Origin of the sequence: Streptomyces sp. NPDC099050 (assembly GCF_044759865.1) — a bacterium.
GTDB lineage: Bacteria > Actinomycetota > Actinomycetes > Streptomycetales > Streptomycetaceae > Streptomyces.
The window spans coordinates 145,102-166,248 of sequence record NZ_JBIWAE010000011.1; the positions used below are offsets into that span (position 1 = coordinate 145,102).

Below are 21,147 nucleotides of genomic sequence, written 5' to 3' on the forward strand. Positions count from 1 at the left end.
GTTCACGAAGCGTAGTGGGTCGGTGGCTTTGTGTTGTATGCCTGAGTGAAGAAGACCACTCCAAGGAGGGGTCGGTGCTATGGGGGAGCAGTGCGTAGGCTCCTTACTTATGAGTAGCGCCTCTGCTTCCGCCGCCTCGGCCTCTTCTGGAGCCGCCGCCGCCGATCCGCTCGCCCCGCTGGCCGGTCTGCCGGGTGTCGCCGAGTCCGTGGACTCCGTACGCAAGGCCGTGGACCGGGTCTACGGCCACCGCGTCATGCGCCGCCGCGCCGGGGCGATCGCCTCGGAGGCCGCGCTGCGCGGGGCCCGCGGCAGCGCGGCGCTGTCCGGGGCCGACTGGGCGCTGGAGGAGGTCCGGCGCCGGAGCGACTTCGGCTCGGAGCCCGAGGCGCGCACGGTGGGCGCCGCCCTGCGCCTGACGGCGGAGGCGGGCCAGCTGCTGAGCATCTGGCGCCAGTCGCCGCTACGGGTCCTGGCGCGGCTCCACCTGGTGGCCTCGGGCTCCACGGCCGACGGTGGCGTGGTCGGCCGGCCCCGGCTGGCCGGTGAGCCGGTGGACGAGCCGCTGATCGATCTGCCCCTGCCCGACGCGCAGGAGGTGGCGGGCCGGCTGGACGGGCTCTCCCGTCTGATCATCGCGGGCGGCTCCGCTCCGGCGCTGATCACGGCGGCCGTGGTGCACGGCGAGCTGCTGGCGCTGCGTCCGTTCGGTTCGTACAACGGCCTGGTGGCGCGGACGGCGGAGCGGATCGTGTTGATCAACAGCGGTCTGGACCCGAAGGCGATCTGTCCTGCGGAGGTCGGCCACGCGGAACAGGGCCGGGAGGCTTACCTGGAGGCCTTCGAGGGCTACGTCTCCGGTACCGCGGAGGGGATGTCGGCCTGGATCGCGCATTGCGGCCGCGCGATCGAACTCGGGGTCCGGGAGTCGACGGCGGTCTGCGAGGCGCTCCAGCGCGGCGCGGCCTGACGGGGCCGAAGGCCCCTCCGACGTCGGATCCGGTGCCGACGTGGGCCGGATGTGATGTGGGCCGACGTGGGCCGGGTGTGGGCCGATGCGGGCCGGACATGGGTTGCGGCGACACCGTATTGCTCTGGTGTCGCCGCTGGCACTTACGCCCAGTTACCAAGCGTCCTCGATGATTGCCCATCAGGTCGGGAGCTTTGCCCGTCACCTGGTGCGGCTGGCCCGTAATCGACGGGTCGACGTCGCGTGGGTGCTCGGCGTTCATGCGTTTCGGTCCGTGGGCCATACTGCGTTTTAAAGATGATCCTCTCGGATGTTCTTTGGTCTCGCGGGCCTTGACTCCTTTGTACTCCGCTTCGGAGCGGAGCGAAACCCCTGGCCGCATTTCTTTGCTTTCCGGTGCGAATCAGGATACTTCGGACACCCGATGTCCTCGCAGGTCAGTGGGTGTCCGAAGCCTGGTCAGCGGGGCGCGGCAGCGGCCAGCGCGCGCCGTCGGCTCGCGTACCAGACGAGCCCGGCGGTGGCAGCGGCCGCGCCCACCGCGGCGGCGGCGACCAATGCCGGCCGTGCGGGCATCGACAGTCCGGGCAGCCGCTGCTTGAGCCGTACGGGCCGGTTGAACACCAGCACCGGCCACTCGCGCGCCACGGCCTCCCGTCGAAGTGCCCGGTCGGGGTTGACCGCGTGCGGGTGCCCGACCGCCTCCAGCATCGGGATGTCGGTGGCCGAGTCGCTGTAGGCGTAGCAGCGCGCGAGGTCGTACCCCTCGGACTCCGCGAGTTCCCGTACGGCCTCCGCCTTGGTGGGCCCGTAGGCGTAGTACTCGATCTCGCCGGTGAAGCAGCCGTCCTCGCCCACGACCATGCGCGTGGCGACGACCCGGTCGGCGCCCAGCATCTCGCCGATGGGCTCGACGACCTCGGCTCCGGACGTGGACACGATCACCACGTCGCGTCCCGCGGTGTGGTGGGCCTCGATGAGGGAGGCGGCCTCGTCGTAGATCAGCGGGTCGATGAGGTCGTGCAGGGTCTCGGCGACGATCTCCCGGACCTGCTGCACGTTCCACCCCTTGCAGAGGGCGGACAGGTACTCCCGCATCCGTTCCATCTGGTCGTGGTCGGCGCCGCCGGCCAGATAGATGAACTGCGTGTAGGCGGTGCGCAGCACGGCCCTCCGGTTGATCAGGCCGCCCTGGTAGAAGGACTTGCTGAACGTCAGAGTGCTCGACTTCGCAATGACCGTCTTGTCCAGGTCGAAGAAGGCTGCGGTGCGAGGCGAGGAGTGCGGCAAGGGCTGATTTTCCACGACCCGAGCATATGCGCCCACCATTCGGCGTAAGGTGCGGCGCGTGGGTTTGCCTGAGAAGCCTCTCGGGTACACCATGGAAGTCACGGATCGTTCGCGACCGTGCTAACCCGGTCTGGCTCCTCCCCCCCCCCGAGTCGGACCGTGGGGACGACCCCCGCTCTCCCCCCCGGCGGGGGTCGTCGCATGTCCGGACGCGGTTCGCGTCCCTGCTTTCGACCCCAAGTGATCATTCCTCGGGCCTCCTCGTCTCCGCGGGGCCTGTGTGTCGAAGGCCCTCACCCTCCCCAACTCGTCACGGTGCGTAGTCGTTCCGGCGCGCTCCGGAACTCACCTGTTGGGGTGAGCGAGTTATTCACAATGGGGCGGCCGTCCACGGTTTTAGAGCAAGATCCACTTCTTTTTCCCGATCCCGTCACGGTGATTCCGGCCGCGAAGTCCGCGGCGCTGGATTTGCGGTGAGAAGGAGGCGGAGATCGTGGCTGGATCGAAGTCGTGTGAAGTCCGGGATCTCGCGGTGGACGGCGGGGACAGGCTGAATCCCGGGGCCTGCGGGCCTGTGGCCGCAGGTGGACGGCCCCTGATCATCACCGAGGACCCCCTGCTGCTCGACGACCTGCTGCGGCTGTGCGCCGCGGCGGGGGCCGAGCCGCATGTGCACCATGCGGTGCCCGAGCAAAGCGGAGCCGCTCGTGAGAGCGGCGACGGGAGGGGCGCGGGCGCCGCGGGGGTCACCGGCGTCGCGGGCATCGCTGGCATCGCGGGCGTCGGATGGGAGACGGCACCGCTCGTCCTCGTCGGCGACGATGCCGCCCGGCGGGTGCGCGGGGCACCCCGCCGGCCCGGGGTCTTCCTCGTCGGCCGGGACCTGGACGACCCCCACGTGTGGCAGCGGGCGGTGGAGATCGGCGCCGAGGAGGTGCTGACCCTCCCGGACGCCGAGAGCCTGCTCGTCGACCGGATCGCCGATGTGGTCGAGGGGGCGGGCAGGCCCGCCCTCGCGGTCGGGGTCATCGGGGGCAGCGGCGGAGCCGGAGCCTCCACCCTCGCCTGCGCCCTGGCCCTGCGGGCCGCCCGCGCCGGGGAGCGCACCATCCTCATCGACGGCGACCCCCTCGGCGGCGGGATGGACGTCCTCCTCGGAGGCGAAGCCGCCGAAGGACTGCGCTGGCCCGACTTCGCCGCCTCGCGCGGCCGCGTCGGCGCCGGAGCACTGGCGGAGTCCCTGCCCGAGCTGCACGCCCTGCGGGTGCTCAGCTGGGACCGCGGCGACCGCGTGGTGGTGCCGCCCGCCGCGATGCGCTCGGTGGTGGCCGCCGCGCGGCGCCGGGGCGGGGTCGTCGTGGTCGACCTGCCGCGCCGGGTCGACGAAGCCGTCGCCGAGGCGCTCGCGCAGCTGGACCTGGTGCTCATGGTGGTGCGGGGCGAGCTGCGCGCGGTGGCCGCGGCAGGCCGGGTGGCCGCCGGGGTCCGGATGGTGGCCCGGGACGTCCGCGTGGTCGTACGGGGCCCCGCGCCCGGTGGGCTCGACGCGGAGGCCGTCGCCGCACTGCTGGGGGTTCCGCTGGCCGGCGAGGTGCCGGTCGAAGTGGGGCTCCCGGGCCGGGTGGCCGAGGGCGAGCCCCCGGGATCGCACGGGCGGGGCACCCTCGCCCGCTTCTGCGACGGCTTCTGGCAGCGCGCGCTCGGCTCCGCCCAGGGGGTGTCGGCATGAGCGCCGTACTCCTCGACGCGGTGCGCCAGCGGCTCGCCGAGAGCGGGGCGGATCCGACCCCGGCACGGGTGGCGGCGGCCCTGCGCGCCCAGGGCCGGCTGCTGGGTGACGCGGAAGTGCTGGGCGTCGCCGCGGAGCTGAGGTCCGAACTCGTCGGCGCGGGACCGCTGGAGGCACTGCTCGCCGACCCCGAGGTCACCGACGTCCTCGTGGCGGCCCCCGACCGGGTGTGGGTGGACCGCGGCGGCGGGCTGGAACTGACCGGCGTGACCTTCGCCGACGCCGCCGCCGTGCGCAGGCTCGCCCAGCGGCTCGCCGCCGTCGCGGGGCGCCGCCTGGACGACGCCCGGCCCTGGGTGGACGCCCGGATGCCCGACGGCACCCGGCTGCACGCCGTACTGCCTCCGGTGGCCGTCGGATCGGCGTGCCTGTCCCTGCGGGTGGTCCGGCCGCGCGCCTTCACGCTGGAGGAGCTGGTCGCCGCCGGGACCCTGCCGCCCGGCGGGCAGCGGCTGCTGCGGGACATGGTGCGGGCCCGGCTGTCCTTCCTGGTCTCGGGAGGCACGGGCACCGGCAAGACCACCCTGCTCAGCGCCCTGCTCGGGCTCGTAGGCCCCGGGGAGCGGATCGTGCTCGCCGAGGACTCGGCCGAGCTGCGGCCTGACCATCCGCACGTGGTGCGGCTGGAGACCCGGCCGGCCAATCAGGAGGGCGCCGGCCAGGTCACCCTCGCCGACCTGGTCCGACAGGCGCTGCGGATGAGGCCGGACCGCCTCGTCGTCGGCGAAGTCCGCGGCGCCGAGGTCGCCGACCTGCTGGCCGCCCTCAACACGGGTCACGAAGGCGGCTGCGGCACCGTCCACGCGAATGCCGCCGCCCATGTGCCGGCCCGGCTGGAGGCCCTCGGGACTGCCGCCGGGCTCGACCGGGCCGCCCTGCACAGCCAGTTGGCGGCCGCGCTGACCCTGGTGGTCCACCTCGTACGGGACCGGGCCGGCCGGCGCCGGGTCGCCGAGGTGCACGTCTTGGAGCGGGACCCGGCGGGGCTCGTGGTCACCGTGCCGGCCCTGCGCTGGGGCGCCCGGGGGTTCGTACGGGACCGGGGCTGGGAGCGGCTGCGCCCGCTGCTGGCAGGTGCCCGGTGAGCGCCGGGGCGGCGGCGGCCCTGCCGGTGTCCGCCGGCGTCCTCTGCGCCGGGGCGGCGGCCTGGGCGCTGGCCGGTGCCGACGGGGTGTCCCGGCGGGCCAGGGCGGTGCTGGCCGGCGCCGGGCCCCCGGTGCCGGTGGGGCCGGCGCCCTGGGAGCGGCTGGTGGCCGGAGTCCGGGTCCGGGCGGCCCGCGGCCCGGAGTGGGCCTGCCTCGGGGCGGGGCTGGCGCTCGCGCTGCTGGGCGGGTCGGTGATCCCGCTGCTCGTGGGGGCGGCGGCGGTGCCGCTGGTGCGCCGCCGGCTGCGGGCCCGGCAGCGGGAGCGGGCCCGGACGGCGCGGGCCGCCGAGGTGGTGGCCCTGTGCGGCGCGGTGGTGGGCGAGCTGCGCGCGGGCGCGCAGCCGGGCCGGGCACTGACCGAGGCGATGCGCCGGACGGTGTCGGGCCCCGGCGGGCCGGGAGCCGCGGAGGTCGGGGTCCTGGCGGCTGCGGCCTTCGGCGGGGACGTGGCCGCGGCGCTGCGGCAGGCGGCGAAGGAGCCCGGAGCGGAGGGGCTGGCGGCGATGGCCGCCTGCTGGCGGGTCTCGGTGGACGGCGGCGCGGGACTGGCCGCCGGACTGGACCGGCTGGACGGGGCGCTGAGGGCGGAGCGGGACCGGGAGGAATCACTGCGCGCCCAGCTCACGGGAGCGAGATCGACGACGGCTGTGCTCGCCCTGCTCCCGGGAGTCGGCCTGCTGATCGGTACCGGGCTGGGGGCCGATCCGCTGCGAGTGCTCCTGCACACGCCGGTGGGGTGGGGCTGCCTGCTCACGGGCACGGTGCTGGAGACGGTGGGGCTGCTGTGGTGCCGGCGGATCGTACGGGTGGGGGAGCGGTGATGGACGGCTTCGCCATCCACAGGCTGGGGACAGCCCTGTGCCTCGCGGCGGCGGCGCTGTGCGCGGGGTCGGTGGTGGCCGCCCGCATCAGGGCGCGGGCGGCCCGGCGCCGGCTCGCCCGCCTGCTCGCGGTGGAATCGGCGCGCAGGCGACCGCTGTCCGGGCCCCGGCTGCGGGCGGCGCCGGCGGCCTGGGCCGGGCCGGCCGGGGCGCTGGCGGTGGCCTGGGTGCTGATCGGTGGGCTCGCGGGCGTGGCGGCCGGCTGCTTGGCGGGATTCGCGGTCCGCGGGTGGCTCGCACGGCGACGGCCCGCCACGGGGGTGGACCTCGGAGAGGCGGAGCGCCAGCTCCCCTTCGCCGCGGACCTGCTGGCCGCCTGTCTGGCAGCCGGGGCCGGGCCGGTGGACGCCGCCGAGGCGGTGGGGGAGTCGCTGGGCGGCCCGGTGGGCGACCGGCTGGCGATGGCCGGGGCGGAGCTGCGGCTCGGAGGCGAACCGGGCGCCGCGTGGGGGAGGTTGGCGGAGATACCGGGAGCCCGCGCCCTGGCCGAATGCCTGGAGCGCTCCGCGCGTACGGGTGCGCCCGCCGCGGAACCCGTCTCCCGGCTCGCGTCGACCCTCCGGGCGGACCGCGCGCGCCGGGCGGGGGCGCGGGCGCAGCGGGCGGCGGTCCTCGTCACGGCGCCGGTGGGCCTGTGCTTCCTCCCCGCCTTCCTCGCGCTGGGAGTGGCGCCGGTGGTGATCGGGATGGCTTCCGGTCTCCTCTCCGGCAGCTGAGGGCGGCAGCTGAGGGCGGCAGTTGAGGCAGGCGGAAGGGCCATCTGGAGGGCCATCTGAAAAGTCATCTGAAGGCCGACCGGAGGGATGCCTGCCTGAAGGGGCGCCTGAACGGTCGGGGCGAACGGCCGGGGCGAATAGCCGGTGGAATGGCCAGCCGAATGATCGTCTGAATGGCCGGCCGAATGATCAGCCGCGGCCGCCACCTGAAATGACCATCTGAGAACACGTCAAAAAGCTGAATCAACGGAGGTTTTCATGTCGATCAACAGGTTTCGGATGCGAGCGGTACTGACGGGACTGGCGGGGCTGAGGCGGCGTGCGGGCGATGCGGGAATGTCCACGTCCGAATACGCCATGGGCACGATCGCGGCGTGTGCGTTCGCGGCCGTTCTGTACAAGGTGGTGACGAGTGAACTGGTCTCGACGGCACTCCAGTCGACCATCGGAAAGGCGCTTGATGCGCCGTTCTGACCGCGGATTCGTGACGGCGGAGACGGCCTTGGTGATTCCGGCGCTGGTGCTGTTCGCGGCACTGCTGGTGTGGGCTCTGATGGCGGCCTCCGCGCAGATCCGGTGTGTGGACGCCGCTCGGGCGGGCGCCCGGGCGGCTGCCCGGTCGGAGCCGGCGGACGCGGCGGTGGCGGCGGCCGTGGCCGCGGCCCCGCCCGGGGCGCGGGTGGAGCTCTCGCGGACGGGTGACCTGTGGCGGGTCCGCGTCTCGGCGCCCGCCCCGGGCCCGGCCGCGCTGCCGGTGCGGCTCACCGCCCTGGCGGCAGCCCTGGCCGAGGACACCGTGGGGCCGCCGCCGTGACCGGGGCGCGCGCGGACGCGCGGGACCGGGGGTCGGCCACGGTGTGGGCGGTCGTGGTGGTGACCGTGCTGATGGCGGTGTTCGGCGGGGTGCTCCTGCTCGGGCAGGCGGTGGTCTCCCGGCACCGTGCCGCGGCGGCCGCCGACCTGGCCGCCCTCGCCGCGGCGGCGAGCTGGGCCCACGGCCCGGAGGCCGCCTGCGCCACGGCGGTACGGGTGGCGGCGGCGCAGGGCGCCCAGGTCACCGAGTGCCTGGTGACGGGCGAGGTCGCGGAGATCACGGCCCGCGCCCCGACGGGCCCCTTCCGACCCGGGCTGCGCTCCCGTGCCGGGCCGCCACGGCCCGGGGAGCCCCGGTGAGGGCCCCCGTAAGCCGCGGCCCGCCGGACGGGCCCGGATCCACCGGGACGGGGCCGGATCCACCGGGACGGGGCCGGATCCGCCGGGAAGGGCCCAGATCCACCCGGGAAGGCCCAGGTGCCGCCCCAGATGCACGGCCGTGGGGCCGTGGGGGCCGGCTGGGGCCCGATGAACGCCCGGGGCTCCGCCGGGCTCCGCCGGGCGCCGCAGGGACGGGGCGCGAGGGGGCCGTGAGGGGGCTGAGAGGGGGCTGAGAGGCGGCTGCGAGGGCGGGTCGTGCCTTCGGGCCGGGTGTTCCGGTTCGCGGGGCGCCAGGGGCGATATTCAGCCAATCACTGACCGGCCCGTGCGGCCCGAGTTCCTACCGGTCGGCCCGACCGGGTTCAGGGGGTCGCCGGTGGGTCGGGGGGCGGGGATTCCGAGAGGAGGTGGGTGAGGAGCCGGACGGCGCCGCGCTTGTGCAGGGGGTCGTTGCCGTTGCCGCACTTCGGGGACTGGATGCACGAGGGGCAGCCGGCCTCGCACTCGCAGGCGGCGATGGCGTCACGGGTCGCCGTCAGCCAGGCGCGGGCCGTGTGGAAGGCACGCTCGGCGAAGCCCGCGCCGCCCGGGTGGCCGTCGTAGACGAAGACCGTCGGGAGGAGGGTGTCGGGATGCAGCGGGACGGAGACCCCGCCGATGTCCCAGCGGTCGCAGGTGGCGAAGAGCGGGAGCAGGCCGATGGAGGCGTGCTCGGCGGCGTGCAGGGCGCCACCGAGGATCTCCGGGTTGATCCTGGCCTCGTCGAGCTGGTCTTCCGTGACCGTCCACCAGACGGCCCGGGTGCGCAGGGTGCGGGGCGGCAGGTCCAGTTTGGCTTCGCCGAGCACCTCGCCGGTGATCAGCTTGCGGCGCAGGTAGGAGACCACCTGGTTGGTGACCTCCACCGAGCCGAAGCAGAGCCTGCCGCGGCCCCAGGGGATCTCCGTGTCGGTCTCCAGGACGGAGATGGCGGTCGTATCGCGGGCCGTCGTGGAGAACGGCGGGTTCGCCTCCTCGACCAGCGCCACGGAATCCTCCAGGTCCAGGTGCTTCACGAGGTACGTGCGGCCCTGGTGGAGGTGGACCGCCCCGTCGTGCACGGCGGAGTGGGAGGCCTCCTCGTCGACCGTGCCCAGCAGCCGGCCCGTGGCGGCCTCGACGATCTGGACCGGGCGTCCGCCGCCGCCCCGGATGTCGGTGAGGTCCGAGGCCCGTTCCCGGCGGGTCCAGTGCCAGGCCGTGGCCCGGCGGCGCAGCAGCTTCGCCGCTTCGAGCTGGGGGAGGAGCTCGCGCGCGGCCGGGCCGAAGAGGTCGAGGTCGGGCTCCGTCAGCGGCAGCTCCGCCGCCGCCGCGCACAGGTGCGGGGCCAGGACGTACGGGTTGTCGGGGTCCAGGACCGTGGCCTCCACCGGCTGCCGGAAGAGGGCCTCGGGGTGGTGGACCAAGTAGGTGTCCAGCGGGTCGTCCCGGGCGACCAGGACGGCCAGGGCGCCCTGGCCCGAGCGCCCGGCGCGGCCGGCCTGCTGCCACAGGGAGGCGCGGGTGCCCGGGTAGCCGGTGATCAGGACGGCGTCCAGGCCGGAGACGTCCACGCCCAGCTCCAGGGCGGTCGTCGCGGCCAGGCCGAGCAGCTCGCCGGAGTGCAGGGCCCGCTCCAGGGCCCGGCGCTCCTCGGGCAGGTAGCCGCCGCGGTAGGCCGCGACCCGCCGGGGCAGCGAGCGGTCCACGGCGGCGAGCTTCTCCTGGGCGATCACCGCGATCAGCTCCGCGCCGCGCCGGGAGCGGACGAAGGCGACCGTACGGACGCCCTGTACGACCAGGTCGGTGAGGAGATCGGCGGTCTCGGCGGTGGCCGTACGGCGTACGGGTGCGCCCCGCTCGCCCTTGAGGTCGGTCAGGGGCGGCTCCCACAGGGCGAAGACGACCTCGCCGCGCGGGGAGGCGTCGTCGGACACCTCCACCACCGGCAGGCCCGTCAGCCGGGACGCGGCCGTCGCCGGGTCGCTCGCGGTGGCGGAGGCCAGCAGGAACACGGGATCGGAGCCGTAGCGGGCACACAGGCGGCGCAGCCGCCGCAGGACCTGGGCGACGTGGGAGCCGAAGACGCCCCGGTAGGTGTGGCACTCGTCGATGACCACGTAGCGCAGGGCCCGCAGGAAGGAGGACCAGCGCGGGTGGGCCGGGAGGATCCCGCGGTGCAGCATGTCGGGATTGGTGAGGACGTAGTTGGCGTACTGGCGCACCCACTCGCGCTCCTCGAAGGGGGTGTCCCCGTCGTAGACCGCGGGCCGGACGGCGTTGCCGAGGGGGCCGGCCAGTTCCCGTACGGCGCGGCGCTGGTCGGCGGCCAGGGCCTTGGTCGGGGCCAGGTACAGGGCGGTCGCGCCCCGGCCGCTGGGCGCCTCGGCCCCTTCGGCGAGGGCGGAGAGCACGGGCGCGAGGTAGGCCAGCGACTTGCCCGAGGCGGTGCCCGTGGCGACGACCACGGACTCGCCGTCGAGGGCGTGCTCGGCCGCCGCGGCCTGGTGTTCCCACGGATGGTCGATCCCGGCCGCCCGAATCGCGGCTACGACATCAGTTCGGATGCGATCGGGCCAGACCGCATGACGACCCTCCCGAGGGGGCAAGTGCTCCGTATGGGTGATGCGCGCAGCCCGGGAAGGCCCCCGTGACAGCCGGTCCAGGACCGTGCCGGGGGTGGGTCTGACGTCCTCGGGTGCCGTGGGCGGACCGGGACGGTGAGTGTTGGCCATTGGAACCGAGTGTGTCACCGGCGTGCGGGACAATGGTCGGAAGGCGTCGTGCGCGCCTGCCGGTAAGTGATTGAATGCCATCGCGGCAGCCAATCCCTCGTCCACCTCCGGGTGGGGAGGCCCCTGGGGGGCGCCGCTCGATAGCAAGGTGCTGGAGGATCCGTGGACCTGTCCCTGTCGACTCGCACTGTCGGCGACCGTACGGTCGTGGAGGTCGGTGGCGAGATTGATGTGTATACCGCGCCCAAGCTGCGCGAGCAGTTGGTCGAGTTGGTGAACGACGGCAGCTACCACTTGGTTGTCGACATGGAGCGAGTGGACTTCCTCGACTCCACCGGGCTTGGTGTGCTCGTGGGAGGCCTCAAGCGCGTCCGCGCGCACGAGGGCTCACTGCGTCTGGTCTGTAACCAGGAGCGCATCCTGAAGATCTTCCGAATCACCGGTCTGACCAAGGTGTTTCCGATCCACAACTCGGTGGAAGACGCAGTCAACGCCACCGACTGACGGCGCTCGGCGGCGAAACGGCCGCCGATGGAGCGAGGGGTACCGGGCCACGAGCGGTCCGGGCCCCTGTAAGGCACGCCCGTAGTCCGAGGGGGACGCGCATGGCCACCGTTGAACTGCGCTTCAGCGCCCAGCCCGAACACGTCCGGACGGCCCGCCTGGTCGCGGCCGCCGTGGCGCGGCGGGCCGGGGTGGAGGAAGCCGTCCTCGACGAGGTCCGCCTCGCCGTGGGCGAGGCCTGTTCGCGTGCCGTCGGACTGCATCGCACCAACGGACTCACCGCGCCCGTCCGGGTGGTGCTGACCGATGAGGAGAAGGTGTTCTCCATCGAGGTCAGCGACGAAGTACCCGGGCCGGCCGGCGGTCCGGCTGCCGCCGTGCCCGGAATCGACGCCGTGCTGGACCCCGACATCGACGGCGAGGACGAAATGGGCCTCGCCGTGATCAGCGGCCTGGTCGACGACGTCGAGGTCATCAGCGGTGAGGCCGGCGGGACCATCCGGATGAGCTGGCCCGTCTCGGGGACCTCCGAACTGCCGTAGTCGGCTGCTGCTGCTCGGGCTTTCCCCGGCTGCTGACGGTCGCCGGCCGGCCGTTGCCCGGCCACCGCTGGGCCGCGTACGCGCTCCGTACCCGCCGGGCTGCCTTCGGGCCGCCCGGCGGGTTTTCGTGCTGCCCGGGGGATGCTGCGTCGCCCTCGGCCGGGGGGTTCGTGCTGTCCCGGGAGGGGCCTGGCGGGTTCTCGTGACGTCCGGCGGGTTCTCGTCCCGCCCCGTGGGTTTGCCGCTTCCCCGTCGGTTTCGTGCCCCGGTCGGGCTCTGGCGCGGGCAGTGCCCGGAGGGCGGTCGTCTGGCGAGGGGGGACCGGGCGGGTGCCGGTAAGGCGTGGGAAGCGCCGGGTGGGTGGGCACCGATGATGTTCCGCCGCGCGTGCCGACGTATCTTCCGATCTTATTCAATGCCCTGCCGAGCAGGGCCTTTCGGGTGAGCGTAGATCCATTTCGTGATCGTTCCCCGCCGGGTTTATTGATCGCTGATCAAGCGTCAATGCTTTTGCCCCGTTACCGCTTTCGAGGGTAATGGAGTGACCAGATCTATTGGTGAGGAGCAAGTGCGGGCCAATTCCGTTTCCTGCGTACTGTTTTGATCGGGTCGCGCTCCCTACAATCCGTCCACATCTTGAGCTCATCACGTCAAGGAGGACGAATGACGGGGCTCTTCACCCCTATCGCGCCGGGTCGCACCACGAACCTGGCATCCGCAGTACTCACGGATGACAATCGGCTCATCGTGATCGTCATTGCGGCCGTGGCCATCGCCGCACTCGTCGTCGCGCAGATCCTGGTCCGCCAGGTCCTCGCCGCCGACGAGGGAACCGACAAGATGAAGGAGATCGCCGCCGCCGTCCAGGAAGGCGCCAACGCCTACCTCGGCCGGCAGCTCCGCACGCTCGGCGTCTTCGCCGTCGTCGTGTTCTTCCTGCTGTTCCTGCTCCCCGCCGACGACTGGACGCAGCGGTCGGGACGTTCCGCCTTCTTCCTCGTCGGCGCCGTCTTCTCGGCCGCCACCGGCTACATCGGCATGCGCCTCGCGGTCCGTGCCAACGTCCGCGTAGCCGCCGCCGCGCGCGAGGCCACCCCCGCCGAGGGCGAGCCCGCCAAGGACCTCACCGAGGTCTCCCACAAGGCCATGCGGATCGCGTTCCGCACCGGCGGCGTGGTGGGCATGTTCACCGTCGGCCTCGGCCTGCTCGGCGCGTCCTGCGTCGTGCTCGTCTACGCCGCCGACGCGCCCAAGGTCCTGGAGGGCTTCGGCCTCGGTGCCGCGCTCATCGCGATGTTCATGCGTGTCGGAGGCGGCATCTTCACCAAGGCCGCCGACGTCGGCGCCGACCTGGTCGGCAAGGTCGAAAAGGGCATTCCGGAGGACGACCCGCGCAATGCCGCGACCATCGCCGACAATGTGGGCGACAACGTCGGAGACTGCGCGGGAATGGCCGCCGACCTCTTCGAGTCCTACGCCGTCACCCTCGTGGCGGCCCTCATCCTCGGCAAGGCCGCCTTCGGCGACCTGGGCCTGGCCTTCCCGCTGATCGTCCCCGCCATCGGGGTCGTCACCGCGATGATCGGCATCTTCGCGGTCTCCCCGCGCCGTACCGACCGCAGCGGAATGACCGCCATCAACCGGGGCTTCTTCATCTCCGCCGCCATCTCGATGATCCTCGTCGCGATCGCCGTCTACGCGTACCTGCCGGGCACCTACAAGGAGCTCGTCGGCGTCGAAGACGCGGCGATCTCCGGGCACCCTGGCGACCCGCGGATCCTGGCGCTCGTCGCCGTCGGCATCGGCATCGTGCTCGCGGCCCTGATCCAGCAGCTCACCGGCTACTTCACCGAGACCAACCGCCGTCCCGTCCGGGACATCGGCAAGTCCTCCCTGACGGGCGCCGCCACGGTCGTGCTCGCCGGCATCTCGGTCGGCCTGGAGTCCGCCGTGTACACGGCGCTGCTCATCGGGCTCGGCGTGTACGGGGCGTTCCTGCTCGGCGGCACCTCGATCATGCTGGCGCTCTTCGCCGTGGCGCTGGCCGGTACCGGTCTGCTCACCACGGTCGGCGTCATCGTCGCCATGGACACCTTCGGTCCGGTCTCCGACAACGCCCAGGGCATCGCGGAGATGTCCGGGGACGTCGAGGGCGCCGGCGCGCAGGTGCTGACCGACCTGGACGCGGTGGGCAACACCACCAAGGCCATCACCAAGGGCATCGCCATCGCCACGGCGGTGCTCGCCGCGGCCGCGCTCTTCGGCTCGTACAACGACGCCATCGCGAACGCGGTCAAGGAGGTCGGCGTCAAGGCCGGCGGGGAGATGAACCTCAGCCTCGACATCGCGCAGCCCAACAACCTGGTCGGGCTGATCCTGGGCGCGGCCGTCGTGTTCCTGTTCTCCGGCCTCGCCATCAACGCCGTCTCCCGCTCGGCGGGCGCGGTGGTCTACGAGGTGCGCCGGCAGTTCCGGGAGCACCCCGGGATCATGGACTACACCGAGAAGCCCGAGTACGGGCGCGTCGTGGACATCTGCACGAAGGACGCGCTGCGCGAACTCGCCACGCCCGGGCTGCTCGCCGTCCTCACCCCGATCGCCGTCGGGTTCACGCTCGGAGTCGGTGCGCTCGGTTCCTTCCTCGCCGGGGCGATCGGCACCGGCACCCTGATGGCGGTCTTCCTCGCCAACTCCGGTGGTGCGTGGGACAACGCGAAGAAGCTCGTCGAGGACGGGCACCACGGCGGCAAGGGCAGTGCGGCGCACGAGGCGGTCGTCATCGGCGACACCGTCGGCGACCCGTTCAAGGACACCGCCGGTCCCGCCATCAACCCGCTGCTCAAGGTCATGAACCTGGTGGCGCTGCTGATCGCCCCCGCGATCGTGCAGTTCAGCTACGGCGCGGACGCCAGCCCGACCGTACGGGCGATCGTCGCGGTCCTCTCGATCGGCGTCATCGTCGGCGCGGTGTACGTCTCCAAGCGCCGCGGCATCGCCGTGGGCGACGACGGGGCGGACGAGGGCGCGACCGCCGAGCGGGTGGGTCAGCAGGGCGACCCGGCGGCGGCGGTCTCCTCCTGAGACGGCCGTTCGGCAGAAGGCTCTCGCGGGCCTGACCCGGCTCGCGCGGGCACGGCTCGCACGGATCTCGACCGTACGCCCGAACGGCGGACGGACGGCGCGGACTGACGCGCCGTCCGTCCGCCTTTGCGTTTCCCCGATGGTGGACGTGTATCTTCCGGGCCGAGAGCCTTCGAAGGGACCAATCCGGTGAACAAGAAGCTTGCGGCCGCGGTATCGGGCGCTGCGGTGCTGATGCTCGTCCTGTCCGGCTGCGGCGGTGACGACGGCGACAAGAAGACCGACGCCTGGGCCAAGAAGGTCTGCGACAGCTGGCAGCCCGAGCTCGAGAAGATCGAGCAGGCGAACGCCGACATCAAGCGGGTGGCGACCGAGAGCAGTAAGCCCGAGGAGGTCCAGTCGACCGACTCGGCGGCCTTCGGGACCATGTCCCAGTCGTACAAGGCGATGGGTACGGCCTTGACGGACGCGGGAGTTCCGCCCGTGAAGGACGGGGAGAAGACCCAGGCCGCCGCGGTCATGGGCTTCGAGTCCACGTCGGCGGGCTACACCGCCCTGAAGACGAAGATGGACGCCCTCGACGCCAAGGACCAGGGCAAGTTCGCCGAGGGCCTCAAGGACGTGGCGGGCGGCCTGGAGGAAGCGACCAAGGGCGGCAAGGAAGCCCTCGACCAGCTCAAGGCGGGCGGGCTGGACAAGGCGATGAACAGTCAGAAGGGCTGCCAGGTGACGACTCCGTCGCCGGCGAAGTCCTAACGCGGGCCGCCGCCCCGCCGGCGGCGCCGCACCCACCGGGGCGGCCGGGATCCTTCGGGACCCCGGCCGCCCCGGCGCGTGACCGGGGGCGCACGTCCGGCGGCAGGGCCGCGGACAGGGCGGCGGCGAACGACTCCTGCCGTACGGAACTGCGCCCGGTCGGGGCCCGTCCCGGGCCGAGTTCCCCGGTCGGCGGCTCGCGGGGGCGACGGCCGCCCACGCCGAAGGCCGTGTGGCGCGGGCAATGGCGGCGGCAGCGGCCACAATGGGCGGGTGAGTACCACCAGCCTTCCCCCCGGTCTGCCCGCCCACCTCCCCTCGTCGGCCCGCGCGGCCGAGTTCCGCGCCGCGTTGCTCGCCGCGGGCTTCACCGCCGACGGGCTGCTCGACCTGCTCGGCGCCCCGGCGTACGCCGCGCTGGCCCGCAGCGAGACGGTCCCCGCCCTGCGCGCCACGCGGAGCCACGGCGAGGGCCCGCTCGCGAGCCTGACCCGGCTGTTCCTGCTGCGGCAGCCGGTGCCGTACGTGCACGCCGCGGCCGCCCTGCCCGTCGACGCGGCGCTGGCCGACGGCTGGTTGCGGCGCGAGGGAGATGAGGTGCACGCCACCGTGGACGTGCGCCCGTACGGCGGTCCGGACGGCGAGGACTGGTTCATCGTCTCCGACCTCGGCTGCGCCGTGGGCGGGGCCGGCGGCATCGGCAGCCGTGAGGAGGGCGTGGTCCTCGGTGTCGGCGGAGCCTCCACGACGCTGGCCGGGATCACCATCCGCACGCCGGTCGGCTCGGCCCTCGACGTCGGCGCCGGATCCGGGATCCAGGCGCTGCACGCCGCCCAGCACGCGACCCGGGTCACGGCGACCGATGTCAACCCGCGGGCCCTGGAATTCACCCGGTTGACGCTGGCACTGTCGGGCGCCCCCGAGGCGGAGCTGCTCGCCGGGTCGCTGTTCGAGCCGGTCGGCGAGGCCACGTACGACCTGATCGTGTCGAATCCGCCGTTCGTGATCTCCCCGGGCGCCCGGCTGACGTACCGGGACGGCGGGATGGGCGGCGACGACCTGTGCCGGACCCTCGTCCAGGAGGCCGGGGCCCGGCTCAACCAGGGCGGGTTCGCGCAGTTCCTGGGCAACTGGCAGCACGTGGACGGCGAGGACTGGCACGACCGGGTACGGGCCTGGGTGCCGCGCGGCTGCGATGCCTGGATCGTGCAGCGCGACGTGCAGGACGTGACGCAGTACGCGGAACTGTGGCTGCGCGACGCGGGCGACCACCGCTCCGACCCCGCCGCGTACGAACAGCGGTACGAGGACTGGCTGGACGAGTTCGAAGCCCGCAAGACCAAGGCGGTCGGGTTCGGCTGGATCACGCTGCGCCGCAGCGACGCGGCCGAGCCGTCGATCGTGGTCGAGGAATGGCCGCACTCGGTGGAACAGCCGCTCGGCGAGGCCGTGCTCGATCACTTCGCACGCCAGGACTACCTGCGCGACCATGATGACGCGGCGCTGCTCGCGGGGTACTTCCGGCTGACCGAGGAGGTCGTGCAGGAGCAGGTCGGCGCGCCCGGCGCGGAGGATCCGGAACACGTCGTGCTCCGGCAGAACCGGGGCATGCGGCGGGCCACCAAGGTCGACACGGTCGGGGCCGGTTTCGCGGGGGTGTGCGACGGATCACTGAGCGCGGGGCGGATTCTGGACGCCATCGCCCAGCTGGTGGAGGAGGACCCGGTGGTCCTGCGGGACCGCACGCCCGAGGCGATCCGGATGCTGGTGGAGCAGGGGTTCCTGGAGCCGCTGACCGGGGCGCAAGCGGAAGCCGCGGGGGACGTCGCGGGGGAGTAGGCCGGGCGGCCGGGCCGGCAGGCGCCCGGGCGGTCGAAGCCGGGATGTCACCCCGGGTTCGCCTGCTGTCTGCCCTCGGCTGAAATCCTCCCGTCAGCGGGATCCGGGGGGATCCCGAGAGCGGCCCGGGGGAAGGGCCCGGGGGAATGGGCCCGGGGGAATGGGCCCGGGGGACGAGGGGAGCGGCATGGAGCACGGTCCGGCGATCTTCGCGGCGGCCGTGTTCCTGCTGTTCGGGGCCGCTCTGCTGGCCTGGACGGGGGTGCGCGCAGCACGCGGCGCGCCGGTGGCCGAGGGCGTGCGCCCCGGCGTGGCCGTACCGCTGGCACTGCTCGCGGGCGGGGTCTCGCTGGCCCTCGGGGTCTGGTGCCTCGGACGGCTGTGACGCCGGGGCGGTGCCGCTCCGGCGATGTCGCCCCGGGGGTGTCGCCCCGCGGGTGTCGCTCCGGCGGTGTCGGACCGGCCGTGGCGGCCGCCTCGCGCCGGCCGGGGCGCGGCTCACGGTTCGTGGCCCCGGCGGATCGGCCGGATGTCGTCCGGGCTCCGGCGGCGCGCCGGGTTTCGCCCCCTCGTCCGGATTGCGCGCAGGCCCGTACACATCGGTGAACACCGGTGAACACCGACGTGGGGAGGGGTCCGGGGGCGGGGCCAGACGGCCCTTCGGCCACTCGGCCCGGTGAGTGCGCAGGGCCTGGCGCGGCATCCGGGCGGCAGAAATGGCACTTGTCGGGTTACCGTTCGAGTGGCCGTTGCGGGCTTCTGCCGTTTGACACGGGGGCGGGTTGTACCGTCACACTCCGCAGCGTCGCCGTACTGCGACCGAGTGCCGACCGGAGAGAAGAGCCAAGTTGTCCCCGACTAGCGAGACCGCAAAGGGCGGCCGCCGACTCGTCATCGTCGAGTCCCCTGCCAAGGCGAAGACGATCAAGGGCTATCTCGGCCCCGGATACGTCGTCGAGGCGAGCGTCGGGCACATCCGCGACCTCCCCAGTGGCGCGGCCGAGGTTCCCGACAAGTACACCGGTGAGGTCCGCCGTCTCGGTGTGGACGTCGAGCACGACTTCGCGCCGATCTACGTCGTCAACGCGGATAAGAAGGCCCAGGTCAGGAAGCTCAAGGAGCTGCTGGCCGAGTCCGACGAACTCTTCCTCGCCACCGATGAGGACCGCGAGGGCGAAGCCATCGCGTGGCACCTGCAGGAAGTCCTCAAGCCCAAGGTCCCCGTCCACCGGATGGTCTTCCACGAGATCACCAAGGACGCGATCCGCGACGCCGTCGCCAACCCGCGCGAGCTGAACCAGCGCATGGTCGACGCCCAGGAGACCCGCCGCATCCTCGACCGCCTCTACGGCTACGAGGTCTCGCCGGTCCTGTGGAAGAAGGTCATGCCGAAGCTGTCGGCGGGCCGCGTCCAGTCGGTGGCCACCCGCATGGTGGTCGAGAAGGAGCGCGAGCGCATCGCCTTCCGCTCGGCCGAGTACTGGGACCTGACCGGCACCTTCGCCACCGGCCGCGCCGGTGACGCCTCCGACCCGTCCACGCTGGTCGCCCGCCTGAACACGGTGGACGGCAAGCGCGTGGCCCAGGGCCGCGACTTCGGCTCGACCGGGCAGCTCAAGAGCGAGGTGCTGCACCTCGACGAGGCGAACGCGCGGGCGCTGGCCGCCGCGCTGGCGGAGACCTCCTTCGCCGTCCGGTCGGTCGAGTCCAAGCCGTACCGCCGCTCCCCGTACGCCCCGTTCCGTACGACGACGCTCCAGCAGGAGGCCTCGCGCAAGCTCGGCTTCGGTGCGAAGGCGACGATGCAGGTGGCGCAGAAGCTGTACGAGAACGGCTTCATCACCTACATGCGTACCGACTCCACGACGCTCTCCGACACCGCGATCTCGGCGGCGCGGGCGCAGGTCACGCAGCTCTACGGGGCCGAGTACCTGCCGGAGAAGCCCCGCGTCTACGCGGGCAAGGTCAAGAACGCGCAGGAGGCGCACGAGGCGATCCGTCCTTCGGGTGATCGTTTCCGCACCCCGGCCGAGACCGGTCTGACCGGCGACCAGTTCCGTCTGTACGAGCTCATCTGGAAGCGGACCGTCGCCTCCCAGATGAAGGACGCGGTCGGCAACTCGGTGACCGTGAAGATCGGCGGCCGGTCGGCCGACGGCCGCGACGCGGAATTCTCGGCCTCCGGCAAGACGATCACCTTCCACGGCTTCATGAAGGCCTACGTGGAGGGTGCGGACGACCCGAACGCCGAGCTCGACGACCGTGAGAAGCGTCTCCCGCAGGTCGCCGAGGGCGACGCGCTGTCGGCCGAGGACGTCACGGTCGACGGTCACTCGACCAAGCCGCCGGCCCGCTACACCGAGGCCTCGCTGGTCAAGGAGCTGGAAGAGCGGGAGATCGGCCGTCCGTCGACGTACGCGTCGATCATCGGCACGATCCTGGACCGCGGGTACGTCTTCAAGAAGGGCACGGCGCTCGTGCCGTCCTTCCTGTCGTTCGCCGTGGTCAACCTGCTGGAGACGCACTTCGGGCGGCTCGTCGACTACGACTTCACCGCCAAGATGGAGGACGACCTCGACCGCATCGCGCGGGGCGAGGCCCAGTCCGTGCCGTGGCTGAAGCGCTTCTACTTCGGCGCGGAGGACGCGACCGAGGTCGTGCCGGCCGACGGCGACGCGCTCGGCGGTCTGAAGGAGCTGGTGACCGACCTGGGCGCGATCGACGCCCGGGAGATCTCCTCCTTCCCCGTCGGCGAGGGCATCATCCTGCGCGTCGGCCGCTACGGGCCGTACGTGGAGCGCGGTGAGAAGGACGCCGAGGGCCACCAGCGGGCGGACGTCCCGGAGGAGCTGGCCCCCGACGAGCTGACGGTCGAGTACGCGGAGGAGCTCTTCGCGAAGCCGAGCGGCGAGTTCGAGCTCGGCAAGGACCCGATCAGCGGGAACGAAATCGTCGCGAAGGACGGTCGCTACGGGCCGTACGTGACGGAGATCCTCCCCGAGGGCACGCCCAAGACGGGCAAGAACGCGGTCAAGCCGCGGACGGCCTCGCTGTTCCAGTCGATGAGCCTGGACACGGTCACGCTCGAGGACGCCCTGCGCCTGATGTCCCTTCCCCGGGTCGTGGGCGTGGACGCGGAGGGCGCGGAGATCACCGCGCAGAACGGCCGCTACGGCCCGTACCTGAAGAAGGGCACGGACTCGCGGTCGCTGGAGACCGAGGACCAGCTCTTCGCCATCACCCTGGAGCAGGCGCTCGCGATCTACGCGCAGCCGAAGCAGCGGGGGCGCGCGGCGGCCAAGCCGCCGCTGAAGGAGCTCGGTACGGACCCGGTGAGCGAGAAGCCGGTGGTCGTCAAGGACGGCCGGTTCGGCCCGTACGTGACGGACGGCGAGACGAACGCGACGCTGCGGCGGGACGACGACGTCGAGACCATCACGCCGGAGCGGGGCTACGAGCTGCTCGCGGAGAAGCGCGCCAAGGGTCCGGTGAAGAAGACGGCCAAGAAGGCTCCGGCGAAGAAGGCCCCGGCGAAGAAGGCGACGGCCACGAAGACGGCTGCCGCGAAGAAGACGGCGGCGAAGAAGACGACGACCGCCAAGAAGGCGACCACGGCGAAGAAGACGGTCGTGAAGAAGACGGCGGCCGTACCGGCGGACGAGTAGTCGCCGAGTAGTCACCGGCAGG

At 72.9% G+C, this 21,147-nt stretch carries 17 protein-coding genes; 15 read left to right on the plus strand and 2 right to left on the minus strand.

Annotated features, from left to right (window positions below; genetic code table 11):
- Nucleotides 1-109: 109 nt before the first annotated feature.
- Nucleotides 110-970 carry an oxidoreductase gene (locus ACIQV3_RS20225; RefSeq protein ID WP_403713774.1) on the plus strand — a complete coding sequence of 287 codons (861 nt, stop codon included), beginning with the start codon at nt 110-112 and terminating at the stop codon, nt 968-970.
- A gap of 459 nt (nt 971-1,429) precedes the next feature.
- On the opposite strand, the gene ACIQV3_RS20230 is transcribed toward ACIQV3_RS20225, so the two are convergent.
- On the minus strand, nt 1,430-2,299 hold the full coding sequence (locus tag ACIQV3_RS20230) for an HAD family hydrolase (protein ID WP_403713775.1): 870 nt from the start codon (nt 2,297-2,299) through the stop codon (nt 1,430-1,432).
- A gap of 511 nt (nt 2,300-2,810) precedes the next feature.
- On the opposite strand from ACIQV3_RS20230, the gene ssd reads away from it, so the two are divergent.
- From ssd to ACIQV3_RS20265, 7 genes are all read left to right on the plus strand, one after another.
- Nucleotides 2,811-3,989 carry a septum site-determining protein Ssd gene (ssd, locus tag ACIQV3_RS20235; protein WP_403713868.1) on the plus strand — a complete coding sequence of 393 codons (1,179 nt, stop codon included), beginning with the start codon at nt 2,811-2,813 and terminating at the stop codon, nt 3,987-3,989.
- On the plus strand, nt 3,986-5,134 hold the full coding sequence (locus tag ACIQV3_RS20240) for a TadA family conjugal transfer-associated ATPase (protein WP_403713776.1): 1,149 nt from the start codon (nt 3,986-3,988) through the stop codon (nt 5,132-5,134). Before ssd ends, ACIQV3_RS20240 begins: the two co-directional genes overlap by 4 nt.
- Complete coding sequence (locus tag ACIQV3_RS20245) at nt 5,131-6,015, plus strand: type II secretion system F family protein (protein WP_403713777.1); 885 nt, start codon at nt 5,131-5,133, stop codon at nt 6,013-6,015. The genes ACIQV3_RS20240 and ACIQV3_RS20245 overlap by 4 nt, the downstream gene beginning before the upstream one ends.
- Nucleotides 6,015-6,791, plus strand: a complete 777-nt coding sequence (locus tag ACIQV3_RS20250) for a type II secretion system F family protein (RefSeq protein ID WP_403713778.1) — start codon at nt 6,015-6,017, stop codon at nt 6,789-6,791. Before ACIQV3_RS20245 ends, ACIQV3_RS20250 begins: the two co-directional genes overlap by 1 nt.
- A gap of 258 nt (nt 6,792-7,049) precedes the next feature.
- Nucleotides 7,050-7,265 (plus strand): DUF4244 domain-containing protein, encoded by a 216-nt coding sequence (locus tag ACIQV3_RS20255; RefSeq protein WP_403713779.1) that lies wholly within the window; start codon nt 7,050-7,052, stop codon nt 7,263-7,265.
- Nucleotides 7,252-7,605 (plus strand): TadE family type IV pilus minor pilin, encoded by a 354-nt coding sequence (locus ACIQV3_RS20260; protein WP_403713781.1) that lies wholly within the window; start codon nt 7,252-7,254, stop codon nt 7,603-7,605. The genes ACIQV3_RS20255 and ACIQV3_RS20260 overlap by 14 nt, the downstream gene beginning before the upstream one ends.
- Entirely contained in the window at nt 7,602-7,964 is a 363-nt protein-coding gene (locus ACIQV3_RS20265) for an Rv3654c family TadE-like protein (RefSeq protein ID WP_403713782.1), read from the plus strand. Before ACIQV3_RS20260 ends, ACIQV3_RS20265 begins: the two co-directional genes overlap by 4 nt.
- A 383-nt stretch (nt 7,965-8,347) precedes the next feature.
- Here the strand turns inward: ACIQV3_RS20265 and ACIQV3_RS20270 are convergent, their stop codons facing one another.
- Nucleotides 8,348-10,819, minus strand: coding sequence for a DEAD/DEAH box helicase (locus tag ACIQV3_RS20270; protein WP_403713783.1), 2,472 nt, complete (start codon nt 10,817-10,819; stop codon nt 8,348-8,350).
- Nucleotides 10,820-10,900: 81 nt separating this feature from the next.
- Here ACIQV3_RS20270 and bldG point away from each other — a divergent pair, with 81 nt between their 5' ends.
- From bldG to topA, 7 genes are all read left to right on the plus strand, one after another.
- Nucleotides 10,901-11,242: an anti-sigma factor antagonist BldG gene (bldG, locus tag ACIQV3_RS20275; RefSeq protein WP_243339893.1), complete on the plus strand. Its 342-nt coding sequence runs from the start codon at nt 10,901-10,903 to the stop codon at nt 11,240-11,242.
- Nucleotides 11,243-11,343: 101 nt separating this feature from the next.
- Complete coding sequence (locus ACIQV3_RS20280) at nt 11,344-11,784, plus strand: ATP-binding protein (protein WP_403713784.1); 441 nt, start codon at nt 11,344-11,346, stop codon at nt 11,782-11,784.
- Between the two features lie 663 nt (nt 11,785-12,447).
- Nucleotides 12,448-14,865 carry a sodium-translocating pyrophosphatase gene (locus ACIQV3_RS20285; RefSeq protein ID WP_403713785.1) on the plus strand — a complete coding sequence of 806 codons (2,418 nt, stop codon included), beginning with the start codon at nt 12,448-12,450 and terminating at the stop codon, nt 14,863-14,865.
- 189 nt (nt 14,866-15,054) lie between these two features.
- Complete coding sequence (locus ACIQV3_RS20290; RefSeq protein WP_403713786.1) at nt 15,055-15,621, plus strand: small secreted protein; 567 nt, start codon at nt 15,055-15,057, stop codon at nt 15,619-15,621.
- Nucleotides 15,622-15,894: 273 nt separating this feature from the next.
- Nucleotides 15,895-17,460 (plus strand): methyltransferase, encoded by a 1,566-nt coding sequence (locus ACIQV3_RS20295; RefSeq protein ID WP_403713787.1) that lies wholly within the window; start codon nt 15,895-15,897, stop codon nt 17,458-17,460.
- A 187-nt stretch (nt 17,461-17,647) separates the two neighbouring features.
- Nucleotides 17,648-17,845, plus strand: coding sequence for a hypothetical protein (locus ACIQV3_RS20300; RefSeq protein WP_403713788.1), 198 nt, complete (start codon nt 17,648-17,650; stop codon nt 17,843-17,845).
- Between the two features lie 463 nt (nt 17,846-18,308).
- Nucleotides 18,309-21,125, plus strand: coding sequence for a type I DNA topoisomerase (gene topA / locus ACIQV3_RS20305; protein WP_403713789.1), 2,817 nt, complete (start codon nt 18,309-18,311; stop codon nt 21,123-21,125).
- Nucleotides 21,126-21,147: the final 22 nt, after the last annotated feature.